The 25,019-nt window shown below is 42.2% G+C and carries 36 protein-coding genes and 1 riboswitch; of the genes, 35 read left to right on the top strand and 1 reads right to left on the bottom strand.

All coding sequences use genetic code 11. The features are described from left to right. Positions 1-651: 651 nt before the first annotated feature. The 28 genes from rpsJ (at position 652) to rplQ (ending at position 14,312) form a co-directional block, all read left to right on the top strand. Positions 652-963 (top strand): 30S ribosomal protein S10, encoded by a 312-nt coding sequence (gene rpsJ, locus A6E03_RS19640; RefSeq protein ID WP_005417222.1) that lies wholly within the window; start codon positions 652-654, stop codon positions 961-963. A gap of 12 nt (positions 964-975) precedes the next feature. Further along, the gene (gene rplC / locus A6E03_RS19635) at positions 976-1,605 is read left to right on the top strand and encodes a 50S ribosomal protein L3 (RefSeq protein WP_060993968.1); all 630 of its coding nucleotides are present in this window, start codon (positions 976-978) and stop codon (positions 1,603-1,605) included. Positions 1,606-1,622: 17 nt separating this feature from the next. Beyond that, positions 1,623-2,225, top strand: a complete 603-nt coding sequence (gene rplD, locus A6E03_RS19630; protein WP_012549151.1) for a 50S ribosomal protein L4 — start codon at positions 1,623-1,625, stop codon at positions 2,223-2,225. Further along, the gene (rplW, locus tag A6E03_RS19625; protein WP_065592272.1) at positions 2,222-2,524 is read left to right on the top strand and encodes a 50S ribosomal protein L23; all 303 of its coding nucleotides are present in this window, start codon (positions 2,222-2,224) and stop codon (positions 2,522-2,524) included. The genes rplD and rplW overlap by 4 nt, the downstream gene beginning before the upstream one ends. A gap of 15 nt (positions 2,525-2,539) precedes the next feature. Beyond that, positions 2,540-3,364 (top strand): 50S ribosomal protein L2, encoded by an 825-nt coding sequence (rplB, locus tag A6E03_RS19620; RefSeq protein ID WP_065592271.1) that lies wholly within the window; start codon positions 2,540-2,542, stop codon positions 3,362-3,364. A gap of 19 nt (positions 3,365-3,383) precedes the next feature. Then, complete coding sequence (gene rpsS / locus A6E03_RS19615) at positions 3,384-3,662, top strand: 30S ribosomal protein S19 (RefSeq protein WP_012549154.1); 279 nt, start codon at positions 3,384-3,386, stop codon at positions 3,660-3,662. 10 nt (positions 3,663-3,672) lie between these two features. Continuing rightward, the gene (gene rplV, locus A6E03_RS19610; RefSeq protein ID WP_045103050.1) at positions 3,673-4,005 is read left to right on the top strand and encodes a 50S ribosomal protein L22; all 333 of its coding nucleotides are present in this window, start codon (positions 3,673-3,675) and stop codon (positions 4,003-4,005) included. Positions 4,006-4,024: 19 nt separating this feature from the next. Beyond that, entirely contained in the window at positions 4,025-4,723 is a 699-nt protein-coding gene (gene rpsC / locus A6E03_RS19605) for a 30S ribosomal protein S3 (protein WP_065592270.1), read from the top strand. Between the two features lie 11 nt (positions 4,724-4,734). Further along, complete coding sequence (gene rplP / locus A6E03_RS19600; protein ID WP_012549157.1) at positions 4,735-5,145, top strand: 50S ribosomal protein L16; 411 nt, start codon at positions 4,735-4,737, stop codon at positions 5,143-5,145. After that, positions 5,145-5,336, top strand: a complete 192-nt coding sequence (gene rpmC / locus A6E03_RS19595) for a 50S ribosomal protein L29 (protein WP_065592269.1) — start codon at positions 5,145-5,147, stop codon at positions 5,334-5,336. Before rplP ends, rpmC begins: the two co-directional genes overlap by 1 nt. Further along, positions 5,336-5,590, top strand: a complete 255-nt coding sequence (gene rpsQ, locus A6E03_RS19590) for a 30S ribosomal protein S17 (RefSeq protein ID WP_065592268.1) — start codon at positions 5,336-5,338, stop codon at positions 5,588-5,590. Before rpmC ends, rpsQ begins: the two co-directional genes overlap by 1 nt. A 171-nt stretch (positions 5,591-5,761) precedes the next feature. Continuing rightward, the gene (gene rplN, locus A6E03_RS19585) at positions 5,762-6,133 is read left to right on the top strand and encodes a 50S ribosomal protein L14 (protein ID WP_012549159.1); all 372 of its coding nucleotides are present in this window, start codon (positions 5,762-5,764) and stop codon (positions 6,131-6,133) included. A gap of 11 nt (positions 6,134-6,144) precedes the next feature. Next, positions 6,145-6,462 (top strand): 50S ribosomal protein L24, encoded by a 318-nt coding sequence (rplX, locus tag A6E03_RS19580; protein WP_060993964.1) that lies wholly within the window; start codon positions 6,145-6,147, stop codon positions 6,460-6,462. A gap of 23 nt (positions 6,463-6,485) precedes the next feature. Next, positions 6,486-7,025 carry a 50S ribosomal protein L5 gene (gene rplE, locus A6E03_RS19575; protein WP_061005632.1) on the top strand — a complete coding sequence of 180 codons (540 nt, stop codon included), beginning with the start codon at positions 6,486-6,488 and terminating at the stop codon, positions 7,023-7,025. Positions 7,026-7,042: 17 nt separating this feature from the next. Then, complete coding sequence (gene rpsN, locus A6E03_RS19570) at positions 7,043-7,348, top strand: 30S ribosomal protein S14 (RefSeq protein ID WP_060993962.1); 306 nt, start codon at positions 7,043-7,045, stop codon at positions 7,346-7,348. Positions 7,349-7,377: 29 nt separating this feature from the next. Continuing rightward, on the top strand, positions 7,378-7,770 hold the full coding sequence (gene rpsH / locus A6E03_RS19565; protein WP_045103042.1) for a 30S ribosomal protein S8: 393 nt from the start codon (positions 7,378-7,380) through the stop codon (positions 7,768-7,770). A gap of 12 nt (positions 7,771-7,782) precedes the next feature. Continuing rightward, positions 7,783-8,316 carry a 50S ribosomal protein L6 gene (gene rplF / locus A6E03_RS19560; RefSeq protein WP_065592267.1) on the top strand — a complete coding sequence of 178 codons (534 nt, stop codon included), beginning with the start codon at positions 7,783-7,785 and terminating at the stop codon, positions 8,314-8,316. A 9-nt stretch (positions 8,317-8,325) separates the two neighbouring features. Then, positions 8,326-8,679 carry a 50S ribosomal protein L18 gene (gene rplR / locus A6E03_RS19555; RefSeq protein ID WP_065592266.1) on the top strand — a complete coding sequence of 118 codons (354 nt, stop codon included), beginning with the start codon at positions 8,326-8,328 and terminating at the stop codon, positions 8,677-8,679. A 14-nt stretch (positions 8,680-8,693) separates the two neighbouring features. Further along, positions 8,694-9,194 carry a 30S ribosomal protein S5 gene (gene rpsE / locus A6E03_RS19550; RefSeq protein ID WP_065592265.1) on the top strand — a complete coding sequence of 167 codons (501 nt, stop codon included), beginning with the start codon at positions 8,694-8,696 and terminating at the stop codon, positions 9,192-9,194. 5 nt (positions 9,195-9,199) lie between these two features. Next, complete coding sequence (rpmD, locus tag A6E03_RS19545; protein ID WP_065592264.1) at positions 9,200-9,379, top strand: 50S ribosomal protein L30; 180 nt, start codon at positions 9,200-9,202, stop codon at positions 9,377-9,379. Between the two features lie 6 nt (positions 9,380-9,385). Beyond that, the gene (gene rplO, locus A6E03_RS19540; protein ID WP_065592263.1) at positions 9,386-9,820 is read left to right on the top strand and encodes a 50S ribosomal protein L15; all 435 of its coding nucleotides are present in this window, start codon (positions 9,386-9,388) and stop codon (positions 9,818-9,820) included. A gap of 20 nt (positions 9,821-9,840) precedes the next feature. Further along, a complete protein-coding gene (gene secY, locus A6E03_RS19535; RefSeq protein WP_065592262.1) occupies positions 9,841-11,172 on the top strand; it encodes a preprotein translocase subunit SecY in 1,332 nt (443 codons plus the stop codon). Positions 11,173-11,199: 27 nt separating this feature from the next. Next, entirely contained in the window at positions 11,200-11,313 is a 114-nt protein-coding gene (gene rpmJ, locus A6E03_RS19530; RefSeq protein WP_044583162.1) for a 50S ribosomal protein L36, read from the top strand. A gap of 149 nt (positions 11,314-11,462) precedes the next feature. Then, positions 11,463-11,819, top strand: a complete 357-nt coding sequence (gene rpsM / locus A6E03_RS19525) for a 30S ribosomal protein S13 (RefSeq protein WP_012549170.1) — start codon at positions 11,463-11,465, stop codon at positions 11,817-11,819. A gap of 21 nt (positions 11,820-11,840) precedes the next feature. Further along, positions 11,841-12,230, top strand: a complete 390-nt coding sequence (rpsK, locus tag A6E03_RS19520) for a 30S ribosomal protein S11 (RefSeq protein WP_005303517.1) — start codon at positions 11,841-11,843, stop codon at positions 12,228-12,230. A gap of 31 nt (positions 12,231-12,261) precedes the next feature. Next, complete coding sequence (gene rpsD, locus A6E03_RS19515; protein WP_065592261.1) at positions 12,262-12,882, top strand: 30S ribosomal protein S4; 621 nt, start codon at positions 12,262-12,264, stop codon at positions 12,880-12,882. A 23-nt stretch (positions 12,883-12,905) separates the two neighbouring features. Further along, positions 12,906-13,895, top strand: a complete 990-nt coding sequence (gene rpoA / locus A6E03_RS19510) for a DNA-directed RNA polymerase subunit alpha (RefSeq protein WP_060993957.1) — start codon at positions 12,906-12,908, stop codon at positions 13,893-13,895. Between the two features lie 36 nt (positions 13,896-13,931). Further along, positions 13,932-14,312: a 50S ribosomal protein L17 gene (gene rplQ, locus A6E03_RS19505; protein ID WP_012549173.1), complete on the top strand. Its 381-nt coding sequence runs from the start codon at positions 13,932-13,934 to the stop codon at positions 14,310-14,312. A gap of 74 nt (positions 14,313-14,386) precedes the next feature. Here the strand turns inward: rplQ and fbp are convergent, their stop codons facing one another. After that, on the bottom strand, positions 14,387-15,397 hold the full coding sequence (gene fbp / locus A6E03_RS19500) for a class 1 fructose-bisphosphatase (protein WP_065592260.1): 1,011 nt from the start codon (positions 15,395-15,397) through the stop codon (positions 14,387-14,389). A gap of 184 nt (positions 15,398-15,581) precedes the next feature. On the opposite strand from fbp, the gene mpl reads away from it, so the two are divergent. The 7 genes from mpl (at position 15,582) to A6E03_RS19465 (ending at position 24,981) form a co-directional block, all read left to right on the top strand. Beyond that, entirely contained in the window at positions 15,582-16,934 is a 1,353-nt protein-coding gene (gene mpl / locus A6E03_RS19495; RefSeq protein WP_065592259.1) for a UDP-N-acetylmuramate:L-alanyl-gamma-D-glutamyl-meso-diaminopimelate ligase, read from the top strand. Next, positions 16,935-17,564: a flavin prenyltransferase UbiX gene (locus tag A6E03_RS19490; protein WP_065592258.1), complete on the top strand. Its 630-nt coding sequence runs from the start codon at positions 16,935-16,937 to the stop codon at positions 17,562-17,564. Positions 17,565-17,603: 39 nt separating this feature from the next. Then, positions 17,604-17,717: riboswitch (TPP riboswitch) on the top strand. A 52-nt stretch (positions 17,718-17,769) separates the two neighbouring features. Continuing rightward, complete coding sequence (gene thiB, locus A6E03_RS19485; RefSeq protein WP_065592257.1) at positions 17,770-18,786, top strand: thiamine ABC transporter substrate binding subunit; 1,017 nt, start codon at positions 17,770-17,772, stop codon at positions 18,784-18,786. 44 nt (positions 18,787-18,830) lie between these two features. Further along, complete coding sequence (gene thiP, locus A6E03_RS19480) at positions 18,831-20,438, top strand: thiamine/thiamine pyrophosphate ABC transporter permease ThiP (RefSeq protein ID WP_065601576.1); 1,608 nt, start codon at positions 18,831-18,833, stop codon at positions 20,436-20,438. Continuing rightward, positions 20,438-21,142, top strand: a complete 705-nt coding sequence (thiQ, locus tag A6E03_RS19475) for a thiamine ABC transporter ATP-binding protein (RefSeq protein ID WP_065601575.1) — start codon at positions 20,438-20,440, stop codon at positions 21,140-21,142. The genes thiP and thiQ overlap by 1 nt, the downstream gene beginning before the upstream one ends. Before the next feature lie 192 nt (positions 21,143-21,334). Further along, positions 21,335-24,244: an RNA polymerase-associated protein RapA gene (gene rapA, locus A6E03_RS19470; RefSeq protein WP_065592254.1), complete on the top strand. Its 2,910-nt coding sequence runs from the start codon at positions 21,335-21,337 to the stop codon at positions 24,242-24,244. A gap of 2 nt (positions 24,245-24,246) precedes the next feature. Then, a complete protein-coding gene (locus tag A6E03_RS19465; protein WP_065601574.1) occupies positions 24,247-24,981 on the top strand; it encodes a pseudouridine synthase in 735 nt (244 codons plus the stop codon). Positions 24,982-25,019 lie beyond the last annotated feature (38 nt).

The following is a 25,019-nucleotide window of genomic DNA, read 5'->3' as shown; positions in this document are numbered from 1 at the left end:
GGTGTTGTTGCTAAAATCTTCGCTTAATAGCTAAAGATTTTGCGATAAATCGCATGACTAAAAAAAAGGGAAGCTTAGGCTTCCCTTTTTGTTGCCTGTAAGAAAAGATTATAGGCTTCGCTAACTAGAAAGCTTTGCTCTAGAAACTATAAGAGAAAGCCAAGCCTAGTCCTACCAATAATAAGCATTTAATTATGTTGGTATTAATTTGATATGTTGAAAATGAAAATATCATTCAGAGAGGGGGGTTCTGTGTTTGCTTTTTTCTCTTATAGTTTCTAGTTAGCAAAGCGTATCGTTTCTGGTTATATTTTTTTCGTTTGTTTTTCAAACAATGCTTGCATCTAAAAGTGTGATCTGTATAATGCAACGCACTGGCTTAAGTCGGTTGTGAACCAATGAGCAGCGAGGAAAGTGCTGATTCCTACAGAGTAGGGTTAGTACTTAGAATGAATACTCAGCTTATGTTCGCGGTTAATATTATTAGAGCTTATTTTTTGAGTAATCATTAAAATAAATTGTAATATAAGTTAACTGACAATGTGTCCTAATTTTGGACCTATGGTTTCACATAAATCAATCGGCATTCTCTCGTTTTAACGGGATTGAGTGGCGATATTGTTTGTGTATTTATTATTGGAGCTCTGTCTCATGCAGAACCAACGTATACGTATTCGCCTAAAAGCATTCGATTACAAGTTAATCGATCAGTCTACGGCGGAAATCGTTGAAACAGCTAAGCGCACTGGCGCTCAGGTTCGTGGTCCTATTCCACTTCCTACTCGTAAAGAGCGTTTTACTGTTCTTACTTCTCCTCACGTTAACAAAGACGCACGTGACCAGTACGAAATTCGTACTCACAAGCGTTTAATCGACATTGTTGAGCCAACAGATAAAACTGTTGACGCACTAATGCGTTTAGACCTTGCTGCTGGTGTTGATGTTCAAATTAGCCTAGGTTAAGGGGAGATTATTATGATTGGTCTAGTCGGTCGTAAAGTGGGCATGACCCGCATCTTTACCGAAGAAGGCGTTTCTATCCCAGTAACAGTTGTTGAAGTTGAAGTTAACCGTGTTTCTCAAGTGAAAACTGTAGAAACTGATGGCTACAACGCAATTCAAGTTACTTGTGGTTCTAAGAAAGCTAACCGCGTATCTAAGCCTGAAGCTGGTCACTTTGCGAAAGCAGGTGTTGAAGCAGGTCGCGGTCTTTGGGAATTCCGTTTAGAAAGCGGTGAAGAATTCGCAGTTGGCGCTGAGCTAAGTGTTGAAATCTTTAACGAAATCAAAAAAGTAGACGTTACTGGTACATCTAAAGGTAAGGGCTTCCAAGGCGCTGTTAAGCGTTGGAACTTCCGTACTCAAGATATGACTCACGGTAACTCTTTGTCTCACCGTGCTCCGGGTTCAATTGGCCAATGTCAAACTCCAGGTCGCGTATTTAAAGGCAAAAAAATGGCAGGTCACATGGGTGCTGAGCGTTGTACTACTCAAAACCTAGAGATCGTACGTGTTGACGCTGAGCGCAATCTGCTTCTTATTAAAGGTGCAGTACCAGGCTCAACAGGTGGCAACGTGATCGTTAAACCAGCTGTTAAAGCATAACGTCTTAGGAGTATGTAATGGAACTTATGGTTAAAGGTGCTGCGGCACTAACTGTATCCGAAACTACTTTCGGACGTGAGTTTAACGAAGCTCTTGTACACCAAGTAGTTGTTGCTTATGCAGCAGGTGCTCGTCAAGGTACACGCGCTCAAAAAACACGTTCAGAAGTATCTGGCGGTGGCGCTAAGCCATGGCGTCAAAAAGGTACAGGCCGAGCTCGTGCGGGTACGATTCGTAGCCCAATCTGGCGTTCAGGTGGTGTTACTTTTGCTGCGAAACCACAAGATCACAGCTTAAAAGTAAACAAAAAAATGTACCGCGGTGCTCTAAAGAGCATTCTTTCTGAGTTAGTTCGTCAAGATCGTTTGATCGTTGTTGAAGACTTCTCAATTGAAGCACCAAAGACAAAAGAGCTAGTTGCTAAGCTTAAAGAACTTGAGCTTAACGATGTTCTTATCGTAACTGGCGAAGTAGACGAGAATCTATTCTTAGCTGCTCGTAACCTATATAAAGTTGACGCACGTGACGTTGCTGGTATTGATCCAGTAAGCCTAGTTGCATTCAACAAGGTTCTAATGACTGCAGCTGCAGTCAAGCAAGTTGAGGAGATGCTGGCATGATCAGTGAAGAGCGTCTACTAAAAGTCCTACGCGGCCCACATATCTCTGAAAAAGCAACGATGGCTGCTGAAGGCAATAACACTATTGTTTTCAAAGTAGCAATCAATGCAACTAAGAAAGAGATTAAAGCAGCTGTACAAAAGTTGTTTGAAGTTGAAGTTAAGTCTGTAAATACCCTTATCACTAAGGGCAAGACCAAACGTCAAGGTGCACGCCAAGGCCGTCGTTCAGACGTGAAAAAAGCGTACGTAATCTTGAAAGAAGGTCAAGACCTAGACTTCGTTGGCGGCGCGGAATAACAGGAGTAGTTAAAAATGGCTATTGTTAAATGTAAGCCGACTTCCCCTGGTCGTCGTCACGTTGTAAAAATCGTTAACGCTGACCTACATAAGGGTAAGCCATACGCACCTCTTTTAGAGAAAAAATCTAAATCTGGTGGTCGTAACAATAACGGTCGTATTACAGTACGTCACGTTGGTGGTGGTCATAAGCAACACTACCGTCTAATTGACTTTAAACGTACTAAAGATGGCATTCCAGCTATCGTTGAACGTTTAGAATACGATCCAAACCGTAGTGCAAATATTGCACTAGTTCTGTTCGCAGACGGTGAGCGTCGTTACATTATCGCACCAAAAGGTCTTAAAGCCGGCGATACAGTTCAATCAGGTGTTGATGCGCCAATCAAAGCAGGTAACTGCTTACCATTGCGCAACATCCCAGTAGGTTCTACTGTTCACTGTGTTGAATTAAAACCTGGTAAGGGCGCGCAAGTTGCACGTTCTGCTGGTGCATACGCACAAATCATTGCTCGTGATGGCGCTTACGTGACATTACGTCTACGCTCTGGTGAGATGCGTAAAGTTCTTTCTGAAGGTCGTGCGACTATCGGTGAAGTTGGTAACTCTGAACACATGCTACGTGAGCTAGGCAAAGCCGGTGCTACACGCTGGCGCGGTGTTCGTCCAACGGTACGTGGTGTTGCAATGAACCCAGTTGATCACCCACATGGTGGTGGTGAAGGTCGTACATCAGGCGGTCGTCACCCAGTATCACCTTGGGGTATGCCAACTAAGGGCTTCAAGACTCGTAAGAATAAATCTACTGACAAGTACATTGTACGTCGTCGTAACAAATAATATATAAAGAGGAATCGCCATGCCACGTTCTCTCAAGAAAGGTCCTTTCATTGACCTACACTTGCTGAAGAAGGTAGAGAAAGCGGTGGAAAGCGGAGACAAAAAGCCTATTAAGACTTGGTCCCGTCGTTCAATGATCATTCCAACTATGATCAATTTGACCATCGCTGTCCATAATGGTCGCCAGCATGTACCAGTTTTCGTTACAGAAGACATGATTGGTCACAAGCTGGGCGAATTTGCACCTACTCGTACTTATCGCGGCCATGCTGCAGATAAGAAAGCTAAAAAGCGTTAGGAGGTAGAATATGGAAGCTATTGCTAAACATCGTTTTGCCAGCATTTCTCCACAAAAGGCTCGCTTAGTTGCGGACCAAATTCGTGGGAAATCAGTAGACCAAGCTCTTGAAATTCTTACTTTCAGCAACAAAAAAGCTGCAGTATTAATTAAAAAAGTTGTTGAGTCTGCTATCGCAAACGCTGAACACAACGAAGGTGCAGATATCGACGATCTAAATGTCGCTAAAATCTTCGTAGACGAAGGCCCTATCATGAAGCGTATTATGCCTCGTGCTAAAGGTCGTGCAGATCGCATCTTGAAGCGTTCAAGCCACATCACTATCGTTGTAGCTGATCGTTAAAGACTAGGAGATTAAGCAAATGGGTCAAAAAGTACATCCTAATGGTATTCGTCTTGGCATCGTTAAGCCTTGGAATGCTACATGGTTTGCTAGTAGCCAAGAGTTCGCTGACAACCTAGACGGCGACTTCAAGGTACGTCAGTATCTTACTAAAGAACTGAAAAAAGCATCTCTATCTCGCATCGTTATCGAGCGTCCTGCGAAGAGCATCCGTGTGACTATTCACACTGCTCGTCCAGGCGTAGTAATCGGTAAGAAAGGCGAAGACGTAGAAAAACTACGCGCAGGCGTAGCAAAAATTGCCGGTGTTCCAGCGCAAATCAACATTGCAGAAGTTCGCAAGCCAGAGCTAGACGCTCAACTTGTAGCTGACAGCATTGCTTCTCAACTAGAACGTCGTGTTATGTTCCGTCGCGCTATGAAGCGTGCGGTACAAAATGCAATGCGTCTAGGCGCTCAAGGCATCAAAGTACAAGTAGGCGGCCGTCTTGGCGGTGCTGAAATCGCACGTTCTGAATGGTATCGTGAAGGTCGTGTACCTCTACATACTTTACGTGCTGACATTGATTACGCAACTTCTTCGGCTCACACCCAATACGGTGTGATCGGCGTTAAAGTTTGGATCTTCAAAGGTGAAGTTCTAGGCGGTATGCCAGCTGCTAATGCAGTAGAGCCTAAGGCTGACAAGCCTAAGAAGCAGCGTAGAAGCCGTAAGTAAGGAGCTGACTGATGCTACAACCAAAACGTACTAAGTTCCGTAAGGTTATGACTGGTCGTAACCGTGGTCTTGCTAAAGGTACTGAAGTGAGCTTCGGCGAATTCGGTCTTAAAGCTGTAGGCCGTGGTCGTCTAACTGCACGTCAGATCGAAGCGGCACGTCGTGCTATGACACGTCATGTTAAACGTCAAGGTCAAATCTGGATCCGTGTGTTCCCAGACAAACCTATCACAGAAAAACCGCTTGAAGTTCGTCAAGGTAAGGGTAAAGGTAACGTTGAGTACTGGGTAGCCCAAATCCAACCTGGAAAGGTTATGTACGAAATGAACGGCGTACCTGAAGAGTTGGCACGTGAAGCGTTCCGCCTAGCGGCACGTAAACTGCCTATCAAAACTACTTTTGTAACTAAGCAGGTGATGTGATGAAAGCACAAGATCTACGCGAGAAAAACGTTGAAGAGCTAAATGAAGAGCTTTTGAAATTGCTACGTGAACAGTTTAACTTGCGTATGCAAGCTGCGACTGGTCAACTACAGCAAACTCATACTCTTAAAGCTGTACGCCGTGATATCGCACGTGTTAAAACTTTACTGAATGAGAAGGCTGGCGCATAATGAGCGAGAAAATTCGTACTATGCAAGGTCGTGTAATTAGCGACAAAATGGACAAGTCTATTGTTGTTGCTATTGAACGCATGGTGAAACACCCGATCTACGGTAAATACATCAAGCGTACGACTAAGCTTCACGCACATGATGAAAACAACGAATGTGGCCTTGGCGACCTAGTTGCGATTCATGAATGTCGTCCACTGTCTAAGACTAAGTCTTGGACTCTGGTAAACATTATTGAAAAAGCAAAAGCTTAATTTTTGCTGATTTGATAGCGATACATGTAAACAGCTCCAATTGATTTTTTTTGGAGCTGTTTATTTTTTGACTACCTTTATGAAAAGAATGGTGATACACTCCCCATCCTCTTTAAGAGAGGCAGTCCGACCCGTGATGGGTCTATTTAAATATTTAGCGGAGCACTAACAATGATCCAAATGCAAAGTACACTTGACGCTGCAGATAACTCTGGCGCGCGCAAGGTAATGTGTATTAAGGTCCTGGGTGGCTCTCACCGCCGTTATGCACATATCGGAGACGTCATTAAAGTTACTGTTAAGGAAGCAATTCCTCGCGGTAAAGTTAAAAAAGGTGATGTTCTGAAGGCGGTAGTAGTGCGCACCCGTAAAGGCGTTCGTCGCCCAGACGGTTCTATCATTCGCTTTGACCGTAACGCTTGCGTATTGTTGAATGACACTACTGAGCAACCAGTCGGTACACGTATCTTTGGTCCAGTGACTCGTGAACTTCGCAATGCGAAATTCATGAAAATTGTTTCACTAGCACCAGAAGTTCTGTAAGGAGCGGTCAGATGGCAGCTAAAATCCGTCGTAATGACGAAGTAATCGTTCTTGTCGGTAAAGATAAAGGCAAGAAAGGTAAAGTAACTAAGGTTCTTGAAACTGGTAAAGTTATTGTTGAAGGTATTAATCTTGTTAAAAAACACCAGAAGCCTGTTCCGGCTCTTGGTCAACAAGGTGGTATCGTCGAGAAAGAAGCAGCAATTGATGCTTCTAACATCGCAGTCTACAATGAAGCTACTGGTAAAGCGGACCGTATCGGTTTCCGTTTTGAAGATGGTAAGAAAGTTCGTTTCTTTAAATCTAACGGCGAAACTGTTTCTAATTAATAGAAGTAATTTGGAGTTCTACTATGGCGAAACTGCATGATTACTACAAGTCGTCTGTAGTCGCTGAGCTTACCAAAGAGTTCAGCTACACAAGCGTCATGCAAGTCCCTAGGGTTGAAAAAATCACCCTAAATATGGGTGTTGGTGAAGCAATCAACGATAAGAAGCTACTAGAAAACGCTGCTGCCGATATGGCAATTATCTCTGGCCAAAAGCCATTGATTACAAAAGCACGTAAATCTGTTGCTGGTTTCAAAATCCGTGAAGGCTACCCAATCGGTTGTAAAGTAACCCTGCGTGGCGAACGTATGTGGGAGTTTTTAGAGCGTTTAATCTCTATTGCTCTTCCACGAGTACGTGATTTCCGTGGTGTTAGCGCGAAGTCTTTTGACGGTCGCGGTAACTACAGCATGGGCGTTCGCGAGCAAATAATCTTCCCTGAGATCGACTATGATAAAGTTGATCGTGTACGCGGTCTTGATATTACTATCACGACGTCAGCGAATACAGATGCGGAAGGCCGAGCTCTGCTGACTGCCTTTAACTTCCCATTCCGTAAGTAAGGTGAAGGGTTACTGTTATGGCTAAACAATCTATGAAAGCACGTGAAGCTAAACGTGCAAAACTTGTAGCTCAGTTCGCTCAAAAGCGTGCTGCGTTAAAAGTTCTAATTAGCGATGTAAATGCTTCTGAAGAAGAGCGTTGGGATGCAGTTCTTAAATTGCAAGCTCTACCTCGTGATTCAAGTGCATCTCGTCAGCGTAATCGTTGCAACCAAACTGGTCGTCCACACGGTTACCTACGTAAATTCGGTTTAAGCCGTATTAAGGTTCGCGAAGCTTGCATGAAAGGCGAGATTCCGGGTCTTCGTAAGGCTAGCTGGTAATTGCCACTTAATCATTTGGAGTAAATCTTATGAGCATGCAAGATCCGATTTCGGATATGCTGACCCGCGTTCGCAACGGTCAATCAGCAAATAAAGTTGCTGTTAAAATGCCTTCTTCAAAGCTTAAAGTTGCAATTGCTGCACTACTTAAAGCTGAAGGCTACATCGCTGAATTCGCTGTTGAAGGCGAAATCAAACCTGAGCTAGAAATCACTCTTAAGTATTTCCAAGCTAAACCAGTTATCGAGCAAATCCAACGAGTTTCTCGTCCAGGTCTTCGTGTTTACAAGAAGAACGACGCGTTACCATCTGTTATGGGTGGTCTTGGTATTGCTGTTGTTTCTACATCAAAAGGCCTTATGTCTGACCGCGCTGCGCGTAAAGCTGGTCTTGGTGGCGAAATTATCTGCTACGTAGCTTAATAGGAGTAGGATATGTCTCGTGTTGCTAAAGCACCTGTGGTTCTTCCTGCTGGCGTAGAAGTTAAACTGAACGGCCAGGAAATCACTATTAAAGGTGGTAAAGGTGAACTAACTCGCGTTCTTAATAACGCTGTAGTTGTTTCACAAGAAGATAACTCTATTGTATTTGGTCCACGCGAAGGCGTTACCAATGCTTGGGCACAAGCTGGTACAGCTCGTGCACTAGTAAACAATATGGTTATTGGTGTAAATGAAGGCTTTACTAAGAAGCTAATTCTTAAAGGCGTAGGTTACCGTGCTGCTATGAAAGGCAACGCTGTAGGCCTTACTCTTGGCTTCTCACATCCAGTAGAGCATGCTCTTCCGGAAGGTATTAAAGCTGAGTGTCCAACTCAAACTGAGATCGTTATAACTGGTTGTGATAAGCAAGTAGTTGGTCAAGTTGCTGCGGACCTTCGTTCATACCGTCGACCTGAGCCTTATAAAGGCAAGGGTGTTCGTTACGCCGATGAAATCGTGCGTACTAAAGAAGCTAAGAAGAAGTAGGGTATCACTATGGATAAGAAAGCATCTCGCATCCGTCGTGCTACACGTGCACGTCGTAAGATTGCTGAACTGTGTGCAACTCGCCTTGTAGTGCATCGTACTCCGCGTCATACGTATGCTCAGGTAATCGCACCAAACGGCTCAGAGGTTATCGCTGCCGCTTCTACTGTAGAAAAGGCAATCCGTGAGCAACTTGGAAACACCAGCAACAAAGCTGCTGCTGAAGCAATTGGTAAACTAATTGCTGAGCGCGCTATCGAAAAAGGCATTACTAATGTTGCTTTCGATCGTTCTGGTTTCCAATACCACGGCCGAGTAGCGGCGCTAGCAGATTCTGCTCGCGAAGCTGGTCTGAAATTCTAAGGTAGGGTTGGAAGATGGCTAAAGAACAACAACAAGCTACAGATTTGAACGAGAAGCTAATTGCTGTTAACCGTGTTTCTAAAACGGTTAAAGGCGGTCGAATCTTTAGCTTTACTGCACTAACAGTAGTTGGTGACGGTAATGGTCGTGTAGGTTTCGGTTACGGCAAAGCCCGTGAAGTACCTGCAGCGATTCAAAAATCAATGGAAAAAGCACGTCGTAACATGTTTACGATTGCACTTAACGAAGGTACTCTTCACCACTCTGTTAAAGGTCGCCACACTGGTTCTAAAGTGTACATGCAACCTGCTTCAGAAGGTACAGGTATCATTGCTGGTGGTGCTATGCGTGCAGTACTAGAAGTTGTGGGTGTCCGCAACGTACTAGCTAAAGCTTACGGCTCTACTAACCCAATTAACGTTGTTCGCGCAACGGTTGCTGGTCTAACTAGTGTTAAGTCACCTGAAATGGTAGCTGCTAAGCGTGGTCTAACTGTTGAATCTATTTCGGAGTAAGTACCATGTCTAAAACTATCAAAGTAACTCAGACTAAAAGCTCTATCGGTCGCCTACCTAAGCACATTTTGTGTCTTAAAGGTCTAGGTCTTCGTCGCATCAACCATACAGTAGAAATTGCTGATACTCCGTGTAACCGCGGTATGATCAACAAAGTTCGCTATATGGTTAATATTGAGGAGTAATCAGTAATGTTTTTGAATACTCTATCACCGGCTGCTGGCTCTAACGCTTCTAAGAAGCGCGTAGGTCGCGGTATCGGTTCAGGCCTAGGTAAAACTGCTGGCCGTGGCCATAAAGGTCAAAAATCACGCTCTGGCGGTAAAGTTCGTGTTGGTTTTGAAGGTGGTCAAATGCCTCTGAAACAACGTCTACCTAAATTTGGCTTTACTTCACGTAAGAGCCTAGTGACTGCAGAGGTTCGTTTAAGCGAACTTGCTAAAGTTGAAGGTAACGTTATCGATCTAAACAGCCTTAAAGCTGCTAACGTAATCACTAAGAACATTGTGTTCGCGAAAGTTGTACTTTCTGGTGAAATCGCTACTGCTGTAACTGTTAAAGGTCTACGCGTAACGAAAGGCGCTAAAGCTGCGATTGAAGCTGCAGGCGGTAAGATCGAGGAATAATCCTCGAAGGATGAGGTACAATGGCAAAGAAACCAGGAAAAGAAGTAAATAGTGCTCAGAACGGCCTAGCTGAACTGAAATCGCGTCTGTTATTTGTTATAGGTGCGCTTTTAGTGTTCCGAGCTGGCTCATTTGTGCCAATTCCTGGGATTGACGCTGCTGTCCTTGCTGATCTTTTCGAACAGCAGCAGGGTACCATCATTGAACTGTTTAACATGTTTTCTGGTGGTGCACTGTCGCGTGCCTCAATTCTTGCTCTAGGTATTATGCCGTATATTTCGGCATCTATCGTTGTTCAACTGTTAACAGTTGTTCATCCACCTCTAGCAGAATTGAAAAAAGAAGGTGAGTCTGGTCGTCGTAAGATAAATCAGTACACACGTTATGGCACCTTGGTTCTGGCTACATTCCAAGCAATTGGTATTGCAACCGGTCTACCAAGCATGATTCCAGGGTTAGTTTCTAACCCTGACATGATGTTCTATCTGACAGCTACAGTAAGTTTAGTAACTGGTACCATGTTCTTAATGTGGTTAGGCGAACAAATTACTGAGCGTGGCATCGGTAACGGTATATCTTTGATTATTTTCACAGGTATCGTTGCAGGTCTACCACCAGCTATCGGTGAAACGATCCAGCAGGCGCGTCAAGGTGAACTGCACGTGCTTCTTCTATTACTAATTGCAGTGTTATCGTTTGCAGTAATATACTTTGTAGTGTTCATGGAGCGTGGTCAACGTCGTATCGTCGTTAACTATGCGAAACGTCAGCAAGGCCGTAAGGTATTTGCAGCTCAAAGTACTCACTTGCCTCTTAAAATTAATATGGCTGGTGTAATTCCTGCAATATTTGCATCAAGTATTATACTATTCCCTGGGACATTGGCTCAGTGGTTTGGTGGTAATGGTGAAGGAACATTCGGTTGGTTAACTGATGTTTCCATGGCGTTAAGCCCTGGTCAGCCTTTATATGTAATGCTTTATGCAGCAGCAATTATCTTCTTCTGTTTCTTCTATACAGCGTTGGTTTTTAACCCACGTGAAACAGCTGATAACTTGAAGAAGTCTGGTGCATTCGTACCCGGAATCCGCCCAGGTGAACAGACAACGAAATATATTGATAAAGTTATGACTCGTTTAACCTTAGCTGGTGCGATGTATATTACCTTTATCTGTCTGATCCCTGAGTTTATGATGATAGCTTGGAACGTTCGCTTTTATTTCGGCGGTACTTCCCTACTAATCGTAGTTGTTGTTATCATGGACTTTATGGCACAGGTTCAGACTCATCTGATGTCTCAGCAGTATGAGTCCGTTTTGAAGAAAGCTAATCTGAAAGGCTACGGCCGTTAATTTCAGGTCCATTTACGGAGTTTAGCAATGAAAGTTCGTGCTTCCGTTAAGAAAATCTGCCGCAACTGTAAAGTTATTAAGCGCAACGGTGTTGTGCGTATAATTTGTGTTGAACCAAAGCATAAACAACGCCAAGGTTAATTAGCAGAAATTTTTACTTGATATATTAAGTTAGGCCGAGTATTATTCTCGGCCTACCTTTTGTGTGCAAAAGAAGTAGTTATAGTCACAACGTATCCTCATCGGGCTTTGTTGTGACTCTTCTTAAGAAAAAGTACTAGGAGTGAATAGTGGCCCGTATAGCAGGCATTAACATTCCTGATCATAAACACGCTGTAATTGCATTGACTGCAATCTACGGCATCGGTAAGACTCGCTCGCAAGCTATTTTAGCTGCAGTTGGTATTGCTGAAGATGTTAAGATCAGTGAACTGAATGATGAGCAGATTGATATTCTGCGTGATGGTGTTGCCAAATACACTGTCGAAGGCGACTTACGTCGTGAAGTATCGATGAACATTAAGCGTCTTATGGATCTTGGTTGTTATCGTGGTCTTCGTCACCGTCGCAGTCTACCATTACGTGGACAGCGTACTAAAACCAACGCACGTACCCGTAAAGGTCCGCGCAAGCCGATCAAAAAATAATCGGATAAGGTAGAGAGTACAATGGCAAAACAACCTACTCGCGCTCGTAAGCGCGTTCGCAAGCAAGTAGCGGATGGCGTAGCGCACATCCATGCTTCTTTCAATAATACAATCGTAACCATTACTGACCGTCAAGGTAATGCACTAGCTTGGGCTACTGCAGGTGGTTCTGGTTTCCGTGGTTCTCGTAAATCTACACCGTTTGCTGCACAAGTTGCTGCTGAGCGTTGTGGTGAAATGGCCAAAGAATATGGCGTTAAGAACCTTGAAGTTATGGTTAAGGGCCCTGGTCCTGGTCGTGAGTCAACTATCCGTGCGTTAAACGCTGCTGGATACCGCATCACTAATATTGTTGATGCTACTCCGATCCCTCATAACGGTTGTCGTCCACCTAAGAAACGTCGCGTTTAAGTTTCGTTTCTAGGAATATTGGAGAAAGAACATGGCAAGATATTTGGGTCCTAAGCTGAAGCTTAGCCGTCGCGAAGGCACTGATTTATTCCTTAAATCAGGCGTACGTGCGATCGATACCAAGTGTAAGATCGATAACGCTCCAGGTGTACACGGCGCTCGTCGCGGTCGTCTATCTGAATATGGCGTTCAGCTTCGTGAGAAGCAAAAAGTTCGTCGTATGTATGGCGTTCTAGAAAAACAATTCCGTAACTACTACAAAGATGCTGCTCGTATTAAAGGCAACACAGGTGAAAACCTACTTCAACTTCTTGAAGGTCGTCTAGATAACGTAGTTTACCGTATGGGTTTTGGTTCTACACGTGCCGAATCTCGTCAACTAGTTAGCCATAAGTCTATTCTAGTTAATGGTAAAGTAGTTAACGTTCCTTCTTTCAAAGTTGCGGCTAACGACGTTGTTTCAATTCGTGAGAAAGCTAAACTGCAATCACGTATTAAAGCTGCTCTAGAAGTTGCTGAACAACGCGAAAAACCAACTTGGATTGAAGTAGATGCTGGCAAAATGGAAGGTACGTTTAAGCGTCTTCCTGAACGTTCTGATTTGTCTGCCGACATCAACGAACACTTGATCGTCGAGCTTTACTCTAAGTAAGGTTTAAATAAAGAGAGGACACAATGCAGGGTTCTGTAACAGAATTTCTAAAGCCGCGTCTAGTTGACATAGAACAAGTTAGCCAGACTCACGCAAAAGTAACTCTTGAGCCATTAGAGCGTGGTTTTGGCCACACTCTAGGTAACGCTCTACGTCGTATTTTACTATCTTCAATGCCGGGTTGTGCCGTAACTGAAGTAGAAATCGAAGGCGTATTACATGAGTACAGCACCAAAGAAGGTGTTCAGGAAGATATCCTTGAAATCCTTCTAAACCTTAAAGGCCTTGCCGTTAAGGTTGAGGGTAAAGATGAAGTTATCATTACTCTTAACAAGTCTGGTGCAGGCCCTGTTGTTGCAGGTGACATCACCCATGATGGTGATGTTGAGATTGCGAACCCAGAGCATGTAATCTGCCACTTAACTGATGACAATGCTGAAATCAGCATGAGAATCAAGGTAGAGCGTGGTCGCGGCTATGTACCGTCAACAGCGCGTATCCATACTGAAGAAGATGAGCGTCCAATTGGTCGTTTGCTTATCGATGCAACTTACAGCCCAGTAGATAAAATTTCTTACTCGGTTGAAGCGGCACGTGTTGAGCAACGTACTGACTTAGACAAACTTGTTATCGATATGGAAACAAATGGTACACTTGATCCTGAGGAAGCTATCCGTCGTGCAGCTACAATTTTAGCTGAACAACTGGATGCATTTGTAGATCTTCGTGATGTACGAGTTCCTGAAGAGAAAGAAGAAAAGCCAGAGTTCGATCCGATCCTACTGCGTCCTGTAGACGATCTTGAACTAACGGTTCGCTCTGCTAACTGTTTGAAAGCAGAAGCGATTCACTACATTGGTGATCTGGTGCAGCGCACTGAGGTTGAGCTACTTAAAACGCCAAACCTTGGTAAGAAGTCTTTAACTGAAATTAAAGATGTTCTAGCTTCACGTGGACTTTCTTTGGGCATGCGCCTAGAGAATTGGCCACCAGCGTCTATCGCTGAAGATTAATCAGTTCACTAATTATCTAGTTAGAAGGATTAGGTCATGCGCCATCGTAAGAGTGGTCGTCAACTCAACCGCAACAGCAGCCACCGTAAAGCTATGTTTAGCAATATGGCTTGCTCTTTGGTTCGTCACGAGATTATCAAGACGACTGTACCAAAAGCAAAAGAGCTTCGTCGTGTAGTTGAGCCTTTGATTACATTAGCTAAGACAGACAGTGTTGCTAACCGTCGTCTAGCGTTTGCTCGCACTCGTGATAACGAAGTTGTAGCAAAACTATTTACCGAGTTAGGTCCACGCTTTGCACAACGTGCTGGTGGTTATACTCGTATTCTGAAGTGCGGTTTCCGTACAGGTGATAAAGCGCCAATGGCTTACATTGAGCTTGTAGATCGCCCAGAAGTAGAAGCTGCAGCTGAGTAATCAGTAGTAGTTTCAAGAAAAAACCGAGTCTTAGGACTCGGTTTTTTTGTATCTGAACTATATGAAATTAATTATTAATCTTGCCATTCATCCAGAAAATCCTGAACTTTATTTACCATATTGATAGACCCAACAAAGAAGGGAACACGTTGGTGCAATTCTGTTGGTTTGATATCAAGGATACGTTGCTCACCATCTGTCGCTTTACCCCCCGCTTCCTCGATTAGCATTGCCATTGGATTACATTCATAAAGTAGTCTTAATTTACCATTTGGGTAAGCTTGAGTACTTGGGTAGAGATAGATCCCACCTTTAAGTAAGTTCCTATGGAAATCTGCAACAAGAGACCCGATATAACGTGAAGTATATGGGCGGTTATCTTCTGGTTTTATTTCTTGGCAATACTTTAGATATTGTTTAACTCCTTCAGGGAATCGAATGTAATTCCCCTCATTAATAGAATAGATACTTCCATCTTCAGGGACTTTCATATTCTCATGAGATAAACAAAATACCCCAAGGGATGGGTCATAAGTAAACCCATGAACACCATTTCCTGTTGTGTAAACAAGCATGGTAGAAGAGCCATAGATAATATAACCCGCAGCTACTTGTTTATTACCTGGTTGGAGGAAATCTTCTTCTATTGCCGGAGTTCCAATTGGGGATATACGACGGTATATAGAGAAAATAGTACCTACAGAGACATTGACATCAATATTTGATGAGCCATCTAATGGGTCCATTAATACGACGTATTTAGCGTTTTGATTTAGTTCTTTATTAAAAGCAACCGCTTCATCTTCTTCTTCACTCGCAACGCCACAGACTTGATCTCGATTTTCTAATGCGGCTTTAAATTTATCGTTAGCGTAAAGGTCCAGTTTTTGTTGTTGTTCACCTTGAATATTTTCTTCACCAGAAGCACCAGTAATATCAACAAGTCCAGCTTTGTTAATTTCACGGTTTACAATTTTAGCAGCCAACTTAATTGAACCAATTAGTGATGATAACTCTCCACTTGCATGAGGAAAGTCATGTTGCTTTGCAACAATAAACTCACCGAGGGTTCTTATTTCAGACATAGTTATTCCTTTATTCTCTGTTATTAGATATCAATGATAAGTGGGGTTAGGTACTGATTTATTTTTACAGTAGTTGTGTTACTGTTTGCTGTAATTCATTCTATAACATAGAACTTTTTAAGAGTATTGAAGTAACTCTGTATCGAGGTTACTCACTTAATTTAATATAAGACGGTTTTTTATTATGCATATTCATATTCTTGGTATTTGTGGCACCTTCATGGGAGGCGCTGCAACATTGGCTCGTCAACTTGGGCATAAAGTTACGGGATGCGATGCTAACGTATATCCCCCGATGAGTACGTTATTAGAATCTCAAGGCATTGAGATTATTGAAGGCTTTAATCCAAGTCAGCTAGATCCTGCTCCAGACCTTGTTGTGATTGGTAATGCGATGAGTCGTGGTAACCCTTGTGTCGAGTATGTATTAGATAAAAATCTTAAATACACCTCAGGGCCACAATGGTTACAAGAGTTTCTATTGCAAGATCGCTGGGTTATGGCTGTTGCAGGAACGCATGGTAAAACAACGACAGCAAGTATGCTTGCATGGGTTCTTGAAGAGTGTGGTTACAAACCTGGTTTCTTAGTTGGTGGCGTACTTGGTAATTTTGGAGAATCCGCTCGATTAGGCGAAAGTATGTTTTTTGTCGTTGAAGCGGATGAATATGACAGTGCTTTTTTTGATAAACGTTCAAAGTTTGTTCATTACCGTCCACGAACTTTAGTGCTGAATAACCTAGAGTTTGATCATGCCGATATTTTTGATGATCTTGCTGCTATTCAGCGTCAATTCCACCATTTAATTAGAACGGTTCCAAGTACCGGACGTATTTTTGCACCAACACAAGATAAGCCACTAGAGCAAGTACTCGCTCAAGGTTGTTGGAGTGAGCTTGAATTTACTGGTGAAGGTGGTCAATGGAAAGCTAATAAGCTTAAGAAAGACGGCAGTTCATTTGAACTTTACTTTGAAGATGAGAAAGTTGGTCAGGTTGATTGGGATTTAGTCGGCGATCATAATGTCAGTAATGCATTGATGGTGGTAGCTTCTGCTCGTCATGTGGGTGTTACTCCCGATTTAGCTTGTGAAGCGTTAGGTAAATTTATTAATACTAAGCGTCGTCTTGAGTTGAAAGGTGAAGTGAATGGTGTGAGCGTTTATGATGATTTCGCACATCATCCGACAGCGATTGATCTAACGCTAGGTGGCTTACGTAATAAAGTGGGCGATAAGAAAATTATTGCGGTACTAGAGCCTCGATCAAGCACCATGAAATTAGGCGTTCACAAAGATACGTTGGCGGCTTCTCTGCATGCAGCCGATTCGGTTTATCTTTTCCAGCCAGATAATATCACTTGGTCGGTAGATGATGTTGCACAACAATGCACTCAGCCCGCTTATACCCATAATGATATTGACTGCTTTGTTGATATGATTGTGGCAGAAGCACAACCAGGCGATCAGATATTAGTCATGAGCAATGGTGGTTTTGAAGGCATTCACGGTAAATTACTTGATAAGTTGAGCCAATAAATGAAATCCAAAAAGAAAGCGATCACATTAGCCATGACAGGAGCATCAGGCGCTCCTTATGGATTAAGGCTGTTAGAGTGCTTACTTGCTGCTGATTATCATGTTTATTTTTTAATATCGTCAGCTGCTCGAGTAGTGATGGCAACAGAGCATGATTTAAAGCTACCAAGTGGCCCTGATGCAATGAAAGTGGCTTTGGTTGAGCACTTAGCCTGTAAGGCTGAGAATTTAACAGTGTGCGGCAAAGAAGATTGGTTCTCTCCTGTCGCTTCAGGTTCAGCGGCACCAAAACAAATGATTGTGTGCCCGTGCTCTGCAGGTAGTGTTGCCTCTATTGCTCACGGTATTTCAGATAATCTTATTGAACGCGCTGCTGATGTCGTATTAAAGGAACGTGGACAATTAATTCTTGTTGTCCGAGAAACCCCATTTTCAACGTTGCATTTAGAGAATATGTTGAAGCTATCTCAAATGGGCACAACGATTATGCCAGCAGCGCCAGGCTTTTATCATCAACCTAAATCTATTGAAGACTTAATTGATTTTATGGTTGCCCGGATATTAGACCATTTAGGTGTAGAGCAAGGGCTTGTTCCTCGCTGGGGATATGATCAGCGTCAGAAGGTTTAATAAACCTCTGGCTCATTAAATCATTCACACATACAATATGGCCTCTCATCGGGGAGCGACTAGCTGAGATTAGTGAGTATTGGAGAATACTGGCTTAAACCCGTACTACCTGAATCAGATAATGCTGGCGTAGGGATTGAGATGACATCCTCCTTGAGAATATCAACTTAATTCTGTGCCGCTCAAAAGGATGTAAGCGCACATAATGAACACTCTTTCTATTTCCTCTCCATTTAAATTATTGCCGACAGCGTTAGCTATCGTCGCGGCATCTTCTTTTTCTGTTTCTGCTGCAGATACCCTAACTGTTTATACCTATGATTCTTTTGCCGCTGATTGGGGCCCAGGACCAACCATTGAAGCGGCTTTTGAAGCGCAATGTGGTTGTGATTTAAAATTGGTTGCACTTGATGATGGTGTTTCTATTTTGAATCGACTTCGTTTAGAAGGAAAAAATGCAAAAGCAGATGTCGTGTTAGGTTTAGATAATAACTTAATGGCAGAAGCGAAGGCGACAGGGTTATTAGCTCAGCACCAAGTTAATACCGATTCTGTCACTTTACCGGGTGGCTGGAACGATACTACCTTTGTTCCTTATGACTTTGGTTACTTTGCCTTTGTTTACAATAAAGAAAAAGTAAAAAATCCACCAAAAAGTTTAAAAGAGTTAGTTGAAACTCGTGATGATTTAAAAGTCATTTATCAAGACCCAAGAACGTCAACACCAGGTCAAGGTTTATTGCTGTGGATGAAATCAGTCTATGGTGATGATGCGCCGCAAGCATGGAAACAACTGGCTAAGAAAACGGTTACCGTAACTAAAGGTTGGTCTGAAGCTTACAATATGTTTTTAGAAGGCGAATCTGATTTAGTTTTATCTTATACCTCTTCTCCAGCGTATCATTTGGTTGCTGAAAAAGACGATAGATTTGCAGCGGCTAATTTTTCTGAAGGTCACTACACTCAAGTAGAAGTGGCGGCGAAAGTAAAAAGCTCTCAAAATAATAAACTAGCGGATGAGTTCCTTGAATTTGTTTTAAGTGATAAGTTTCAATCAGCGATGCCAACAGGTAACTGGATGTATCCTGTGACGGATGTCGCTTTACCTAAGGGGTTTGATAGCTTAACAGTACCAAGTAAAGCACTGTCATTTAATTCACAAGTGATTTCGCAACAACGTAAATCATGGATCCGTGAGTGGCAACACGCCCTGACATTCTAATATTGAAATAAGGGGCACTATTGTGCTCCTTTCTTTTGGCAACTATGAAAATTACCTCTTCTTATAACTCTGTCCCTGTTTTGGGATATTTCATTGCAATTGTTATCGTTGGCTTTGTTGGTGGAGCGATCAGTGCTTTGTTTTTTGAATCACCAAGCTTGGATTTAAGTCTAATTTGGTTTGATCCTTATTACCGCTATATTACGAAATTTAGTTTATACCAAGCATTTCTATCCACTTTACTTAGTATTAGCCTTGCGATTCCGACCGCATATGCATTATCACGTCGACAATTTTTAGGTCGAGGCTTGTTGCTAAAACTCTGTGCTACAACGCTTGTTTTACCAGTGTTGGTTGGTGTGTTTGGTTTATTGTCTATCTATGGGAATAGCGGTCTCCTTGCTGATCTATTGGCGTCTTTTGGTTATTCACTTCCTTTTTCTATTTATGGTTTAAATGGCATTTTACTGGCGCATGTTTTTTTTAATTTTCCCTTTGCGACACGACTTTTTTTACAAACCTTAGATTCAATTCCTACTGAGCAGCACCAATTATCGGCTCATTTAGGATTAGCTGGTTGGAATAAGTATAGATTGGTTGCTTGGCCTAGAGTTAAACAGCAACTTCCTCATGTTGCTGGTTTGGTTTTTATGTTGTGCTTTACCAGTTTTGCTACGGTCATGGCGTTAGGGGGGGGGCCTAAGTCAACGACAATTGAACTCGCGATTTATCAAGCAATTAAATTTGATTTTGATTTACAATCAGGTGCAATTTTAGCTTTGTGGCAGATGCTATTATGCGGCGTACTTTCTTTAATTATCCAACGTTTTTCAACATCGGTAGCTGTTGATTCGGCGTCTATACATCAAGCAGTGCTATATCAAGATTCAACCAAAGAGCGACTATGGGATAGAGTTTGGATTGTATTTCTTATTTTATTCTTATTACCGCCGCTATTTATGGTTGTGATTAGTGGTCTAAATTCAGCGTTGATAACAGTGCTAACATCGTCTGAATTTTGGTTAGCATTGGTCAACTCTTTGATTGTAGCGTTAAGTGCAGCAATACTAGCTATGGTTTTTGGCGTTATTTTATTGCATACGACAAGAGCATTAAGACTAAATCAAAAGCGTTTATTAGCGGATAAATTAGATTTGATGGGGACGATGATCTTAGTCACCCCAGGATTAGTGATTAGCACTGGGTTATTTTTATTGTTGCGAAACATAACGGACGTATTTTCAATAGCGATTTGGGTTGTGGTACTGGTTAATGCATTAATGGCTCTGCCTTATGTGATAAAAACATTAGCTCAACCATTACTTCATATTGCACAACAATATCAACTATTATCAGCAAGCTTAGGGCTTTACGGATTTACTCGTTTTCGATTGATTGAATGGCGAGCGTTAAGAAAGCCAATGGCTCATGCATTTGCGATAGCATTTATTATGTCAGTAGGAGATTTAAGTGCTATCGCCTTGTTTGGCAGTCAAGATTTTAGAACCTTGCCGTTATACCTATTTCAATTATTAGGTAGCTATCAAATGGAGGCTGCCGCCGTTATTTCTCTAAGTTTATTAGTTTTGAGTGTGGGGGTATTTAGCATCGTGGAATGGCTATTTTCCTCTAAGGATCAAGGTGAAGCATAATGTTAAGTTTTTCTGATGTGAAATATCGTTACCATTCAGAGTTGTTTGAATTTGAGTTGGCAGTAAATCAAGGTGATGTCGTTGCAATTCTAGGGCCTAGTGGCGCAGGGAAAAGTACATTACTCAGTTTATTAGCAGGATTTATTACACCTGAATCTGGTGATATCACTATTGAGCAACAATCCTTGTTATCACTAGCGCCTCATCAACGCCCATTGTCGATGCTATTTCAAGAGCATAATCTTTTTGCCCATTTATCGATTGCAGATAATATTGGTTTGGGTATAAAAGCAAATTTGCGTCTGACAGATATTGAGAAAAATCAGGTACAAAATGCAGCTCAACAAGTTGGTGTCGATACATTATTACATCGTTTGCCTGATCAACTTTCAGGAGGACAAAAACAGCGTGTAGCATTAGCTCGATGTCTTGTTCAAAAGAAGCCAGTGTTACTCTTAGATGAGCCTTTTTCTGCTCTTGACCCCATGTTAAAAGAGGAGATGATTTTGTTGATAAAGCAATTAATTGAAACACAAAATTTAACTGTACTGATGGTAACGCACAGTTTGCAGGATGCAAAAGCATTGGCTTCTCATTATGCTTTTATATGTCAGCAGAAAATATTGAGTTATGGAAATATGAGCGACCTAGAAACGCAAGATAATCCGATGCAATTAGTGCGATACTTACAAGCGGTTAAGTAAACTTTTCACTCTCAAATTGGGTATAATCGACTACACTCAGTTTTATGATAAATAGGCGTGACCTAACTGCTCTCATACAGTAAGATTGGCGCCCTTTTGAACCTCGCCATTTTAAGGCTGTCTATTCTCGGTTCATTATAAATTCTCACTCTATATAAAATAAATTAATTAATTTTGAGGTGTATTACTACTATGTCATTTGCTTTGGGCCAACGTTGGATCAGTGATACAGAAAGTGATTTGGGTTTAGGAACAGTGGTTGCTGTTGACGATAGAACCGTATCTATACTTTTTGCCGCATCAGAAGAAAACCGTTTATACGCAAAACAGGATGCACCCGTTACCCGAGTGATGTTCAATAAAGGCGATACAATTGAAAGTCATGAAGGTTGGTCTTTGGAAGTTGAAGACGTTATCGAAGAGGGTGGATTATTAACTTATATTGGTACAAGAACAGATACTGATGAAGCAAACGTAGTTCTTCGAGAAACGTTATTAAGCCACCAAATCCGTTTTAATAAACCTCAAGATAAATTATTCGCTGGTCAAATTGACCGTATGGATCGTTTTGCGCTACGTTTCCGTGCACTTAAAAATCAATATGAACAACATAAAAACCCAATGCGTGGTTTGTGTGGTATGCGTGCTGGTTTGATCCCTCATCAGCTATATATTGCTCAAGAAGTTGGCCGTCGTTATGCCCCTCGTGTTTTACTTGCCGATGAAGTGGGTTTAGGTAAAACGATTGAAGCCGGTATGATCATTCACCAACAAGTACTTTCTGGTCGTGCAGAGCGTGTATTAATTGTTGTTCCTGAAACGTTGCAACATCAATGGTTGGTCGAAATGATGCGTCGTTTCAACCTGCATTTTTCTATTTTTGATGAAGAGCGTTGCATTGAGTCTTATGCGGATTCAGAAAACCCATTTGATACGGCACAACTTGTATTGTGTTCATTAGATTTTATTCGCAGAAGTAAACGTCGATTTGAGCAAGTGGTTGAAGCTGATTGGGATCTTCTTGTTGTCGATGAAGCACATCACCTTGAGTGGAATCAAACAAAACCAAGCCGTGAATATCAAGTGATTGAAGCGATTGCAGAAGAAACGGCAGGTGTTTTACTGCTAACGGCAACGCCTGAACAGCTAGGTCATGAAAGCCACTTTGCTCGTTTACGTTTATTAGATCCAGATCGTTTCTACGATTATGACGCGTTTGTTGAAGAAGAGCGTCAATATCAGCCTGTTGCTGATGCGGTCACAGCGTTAATGAGTGGTGATAAGCTATCGAATGAAGCGAAAAATCGCATTGCAGATCTGCTTTCTGAGCAAGATGCTGAGCCTCTATTTAGAATTATTGAATCTTCTGCATCAGAAGAAGAACAAGCAAAGGCACGTCAAGAGTTAGTCGATAACTTAATGGATCGTCATGGTACAGGGCGTGTGTTATTCCGTAATACTCGTGCTGCAATTAAAGGTTTCCCATTACGTAACTTAAATTTAATGCCAATGCCTCTACCATCGCAGTACGCAACGTCAATGCGTGTTGCGACTATGATGGGCGGCCGCATGAGTGATGAAGCTCGTGCAATGAAAATGCTTTATCCAGAAGAAATCTTTCAAGAATTTGAAGGTGATAGTGCGACGTGGTGGCAGTTTGATCCCCGTGTAAACTGGTTGCTTGAATTACTAAAAGAAAACCGTAACGAGAAAGTATTGATTATCGCTTCTCGTGCTTCAACTGCATTGCAACTAGAACAAGCATTACGTGAGCGTGAAGGTATTCGTGGTACGGTTTTCCATGAAGGCATGTCTATTATCGAACGAGATAAAGCCGCTGCTTATTTTGCACAAGAAGAAGGTGGGGCTCAGGTTCTTATCTGTTCAGAGATCGGTTCTGAAGGTCGTAACTTCCAGTTTGCTAATCAATTAGTGATGTTTGATCTACCGTTTAATCCTGATCTACTTGAGCAACGTATTGGTCGTTTGGACCGTATTGGTCAAAAACGTGATATTGAAATCCATGTTCCGTATCTACAAGGCACATCTCAAGAATTACTGGCTCGTTGGTTTGATGAAGGCCTTAATGCCTTTGGTGAAACCTGTCCTACTGGTCGTGCTGTGTATGAAAAATTCTCGGATGCGATTATCGCTATTTTAGCAACGGGTAAATCAGATGGATTAGAACCTCTGATTGAAGAGTCAGCGGCATTAAACAAAGCGTTAAAAGTACAGTTAGAACAAGGGCGAGATCGTTTATTAGAAGTTCATTCTAATGGCGGTGATAAAGCAAAAAAACTTGCCGAAAAAATTGCGGCGACAGATGGCGATATTAATCTAGTTAATTTTGCATTAAACCTGTTTGATACTATTGGTTTGAATCAGGATGACAAAGGTGAAAATGCCATTGTTGTTACACCTGCAGAAAATATGTTGGTGTCGAGCTACCCAGGTTTACCTTATGAAGGTTGTACTATCACGTTTGATCGTGAAACGGCACTATCTCGTGAGGATATGAACTTAATCAGTTGGGAACATCCAATGATTCAAGGTGGCATTGATTTAGTTCTTACCGAGGGTGTCGGTGCAACGGCTGTTTCTTTATTGAAAAACAAAGCCTTACCAGTAGGTACATTATTACTTGAATTGATCTATGTGGTGGATGCACAAGCACCTAAGCAAAGTGGTATTGGGCGCTTCTTACCTAAGACTCCAATTCGTTTGATGATGGATAGCAAAGGTAATGATTTATCGGCTCAAGTTGAATTTGAAAGCTTTAACCGTCAACTAAGTCCTGTTAATCGCCATATGGCAAGTAAGCTGGTTAACTCTGTGCAAAAAGACATTCACGCGCTGATTGATAAAGCTGAAGTTAGCATTGAAGATCGTATTGAAGCTGTCCGAGTCGATGCAAACGCTGAAATGAAAACGGCATTAAATACTGAGCTAGAGCGTTTGCAAGCGTTAAAGGCAGTAAACCCAAATATTCGCGATGAAGAGTTAACTCAAATTGAAACACAAATGAGCGAGCTTTCAGCTTATATTGGTAAAGCTCAAGTACAGCTTGATTCACTGCGTTTAATCGTCGTGAGCCATAACTAATCATGGCAATGCTTGAGTACAACCCACCAATGGAACCGCTTAATATTGTTTATCAAGATGAAGCGATTCTTGCGGTGAATAAACCTGCGGGATTACTCTCTAATCCCGGCAGAGCTTCAGAGCACTATGACAGTGTATGGTCTCGTGTTATTGCTGAGTTTCCAGATGCTCAGCTTGTGCACCGCCTTGATATGTCGACGTCTGGGCTGATGATTTTTGCTTTATATAAAGAAGCGGAAAGGCACATTAAAAAGCAGTTTCAGTATCGCTTAACTCATAAAGTGTATTACGCACGAGTATGGGGAAAAGTTGAGAAAACAGAAGGGCATATCGATTTACCGTTAATTTGTGATTGGCCAAATCGTCCACGCCAAATGGTGTGTTACGAGCATGGAAAGCCCTCACAAACTGGGTATCAAGTGATACAAGTTGAAGATAAGACAACATTAGTGCGCTTATTACCGATTACGGGCCGTTCTCATCAACTGCGAGTGCATATGATGGAAGAGGGGCATGAGATTGTCGGAGATGAGTTTTATGCTTGTGAAGAGGCTCTAGCGTCTTCTGAGCGTTTGCAACTGCACTCTGCTGAGCTGAGCTTTTACCATCCAGAAACGGACAAATTCATCAGTTTATTCGCACCTTGTGAGTTTTATCCTGAAGCGAAATCAGGCGTATTAGATTCAATGAATATTGCGCCAATAAGACCTGACTATAAAACGTTACCTAAGCAGTAGCCGTTTAATATATAACTAAAAAAAAGGAGCTCACCGGC

Origin of the sequence: Aliivibrio sp. 1S128, from assembly GCF_001691065.1 — a bacterium.
GTDB lineage: Bacteria > Pseudomonadota > Gammaproteobacteria > Enterobacterales > Vibrionaceae > Aliivibrio.
Note: the sequence above shows the minus strand (reverse complement) of the source record. Positions and strands in the feature narration are given on the sequence as shown.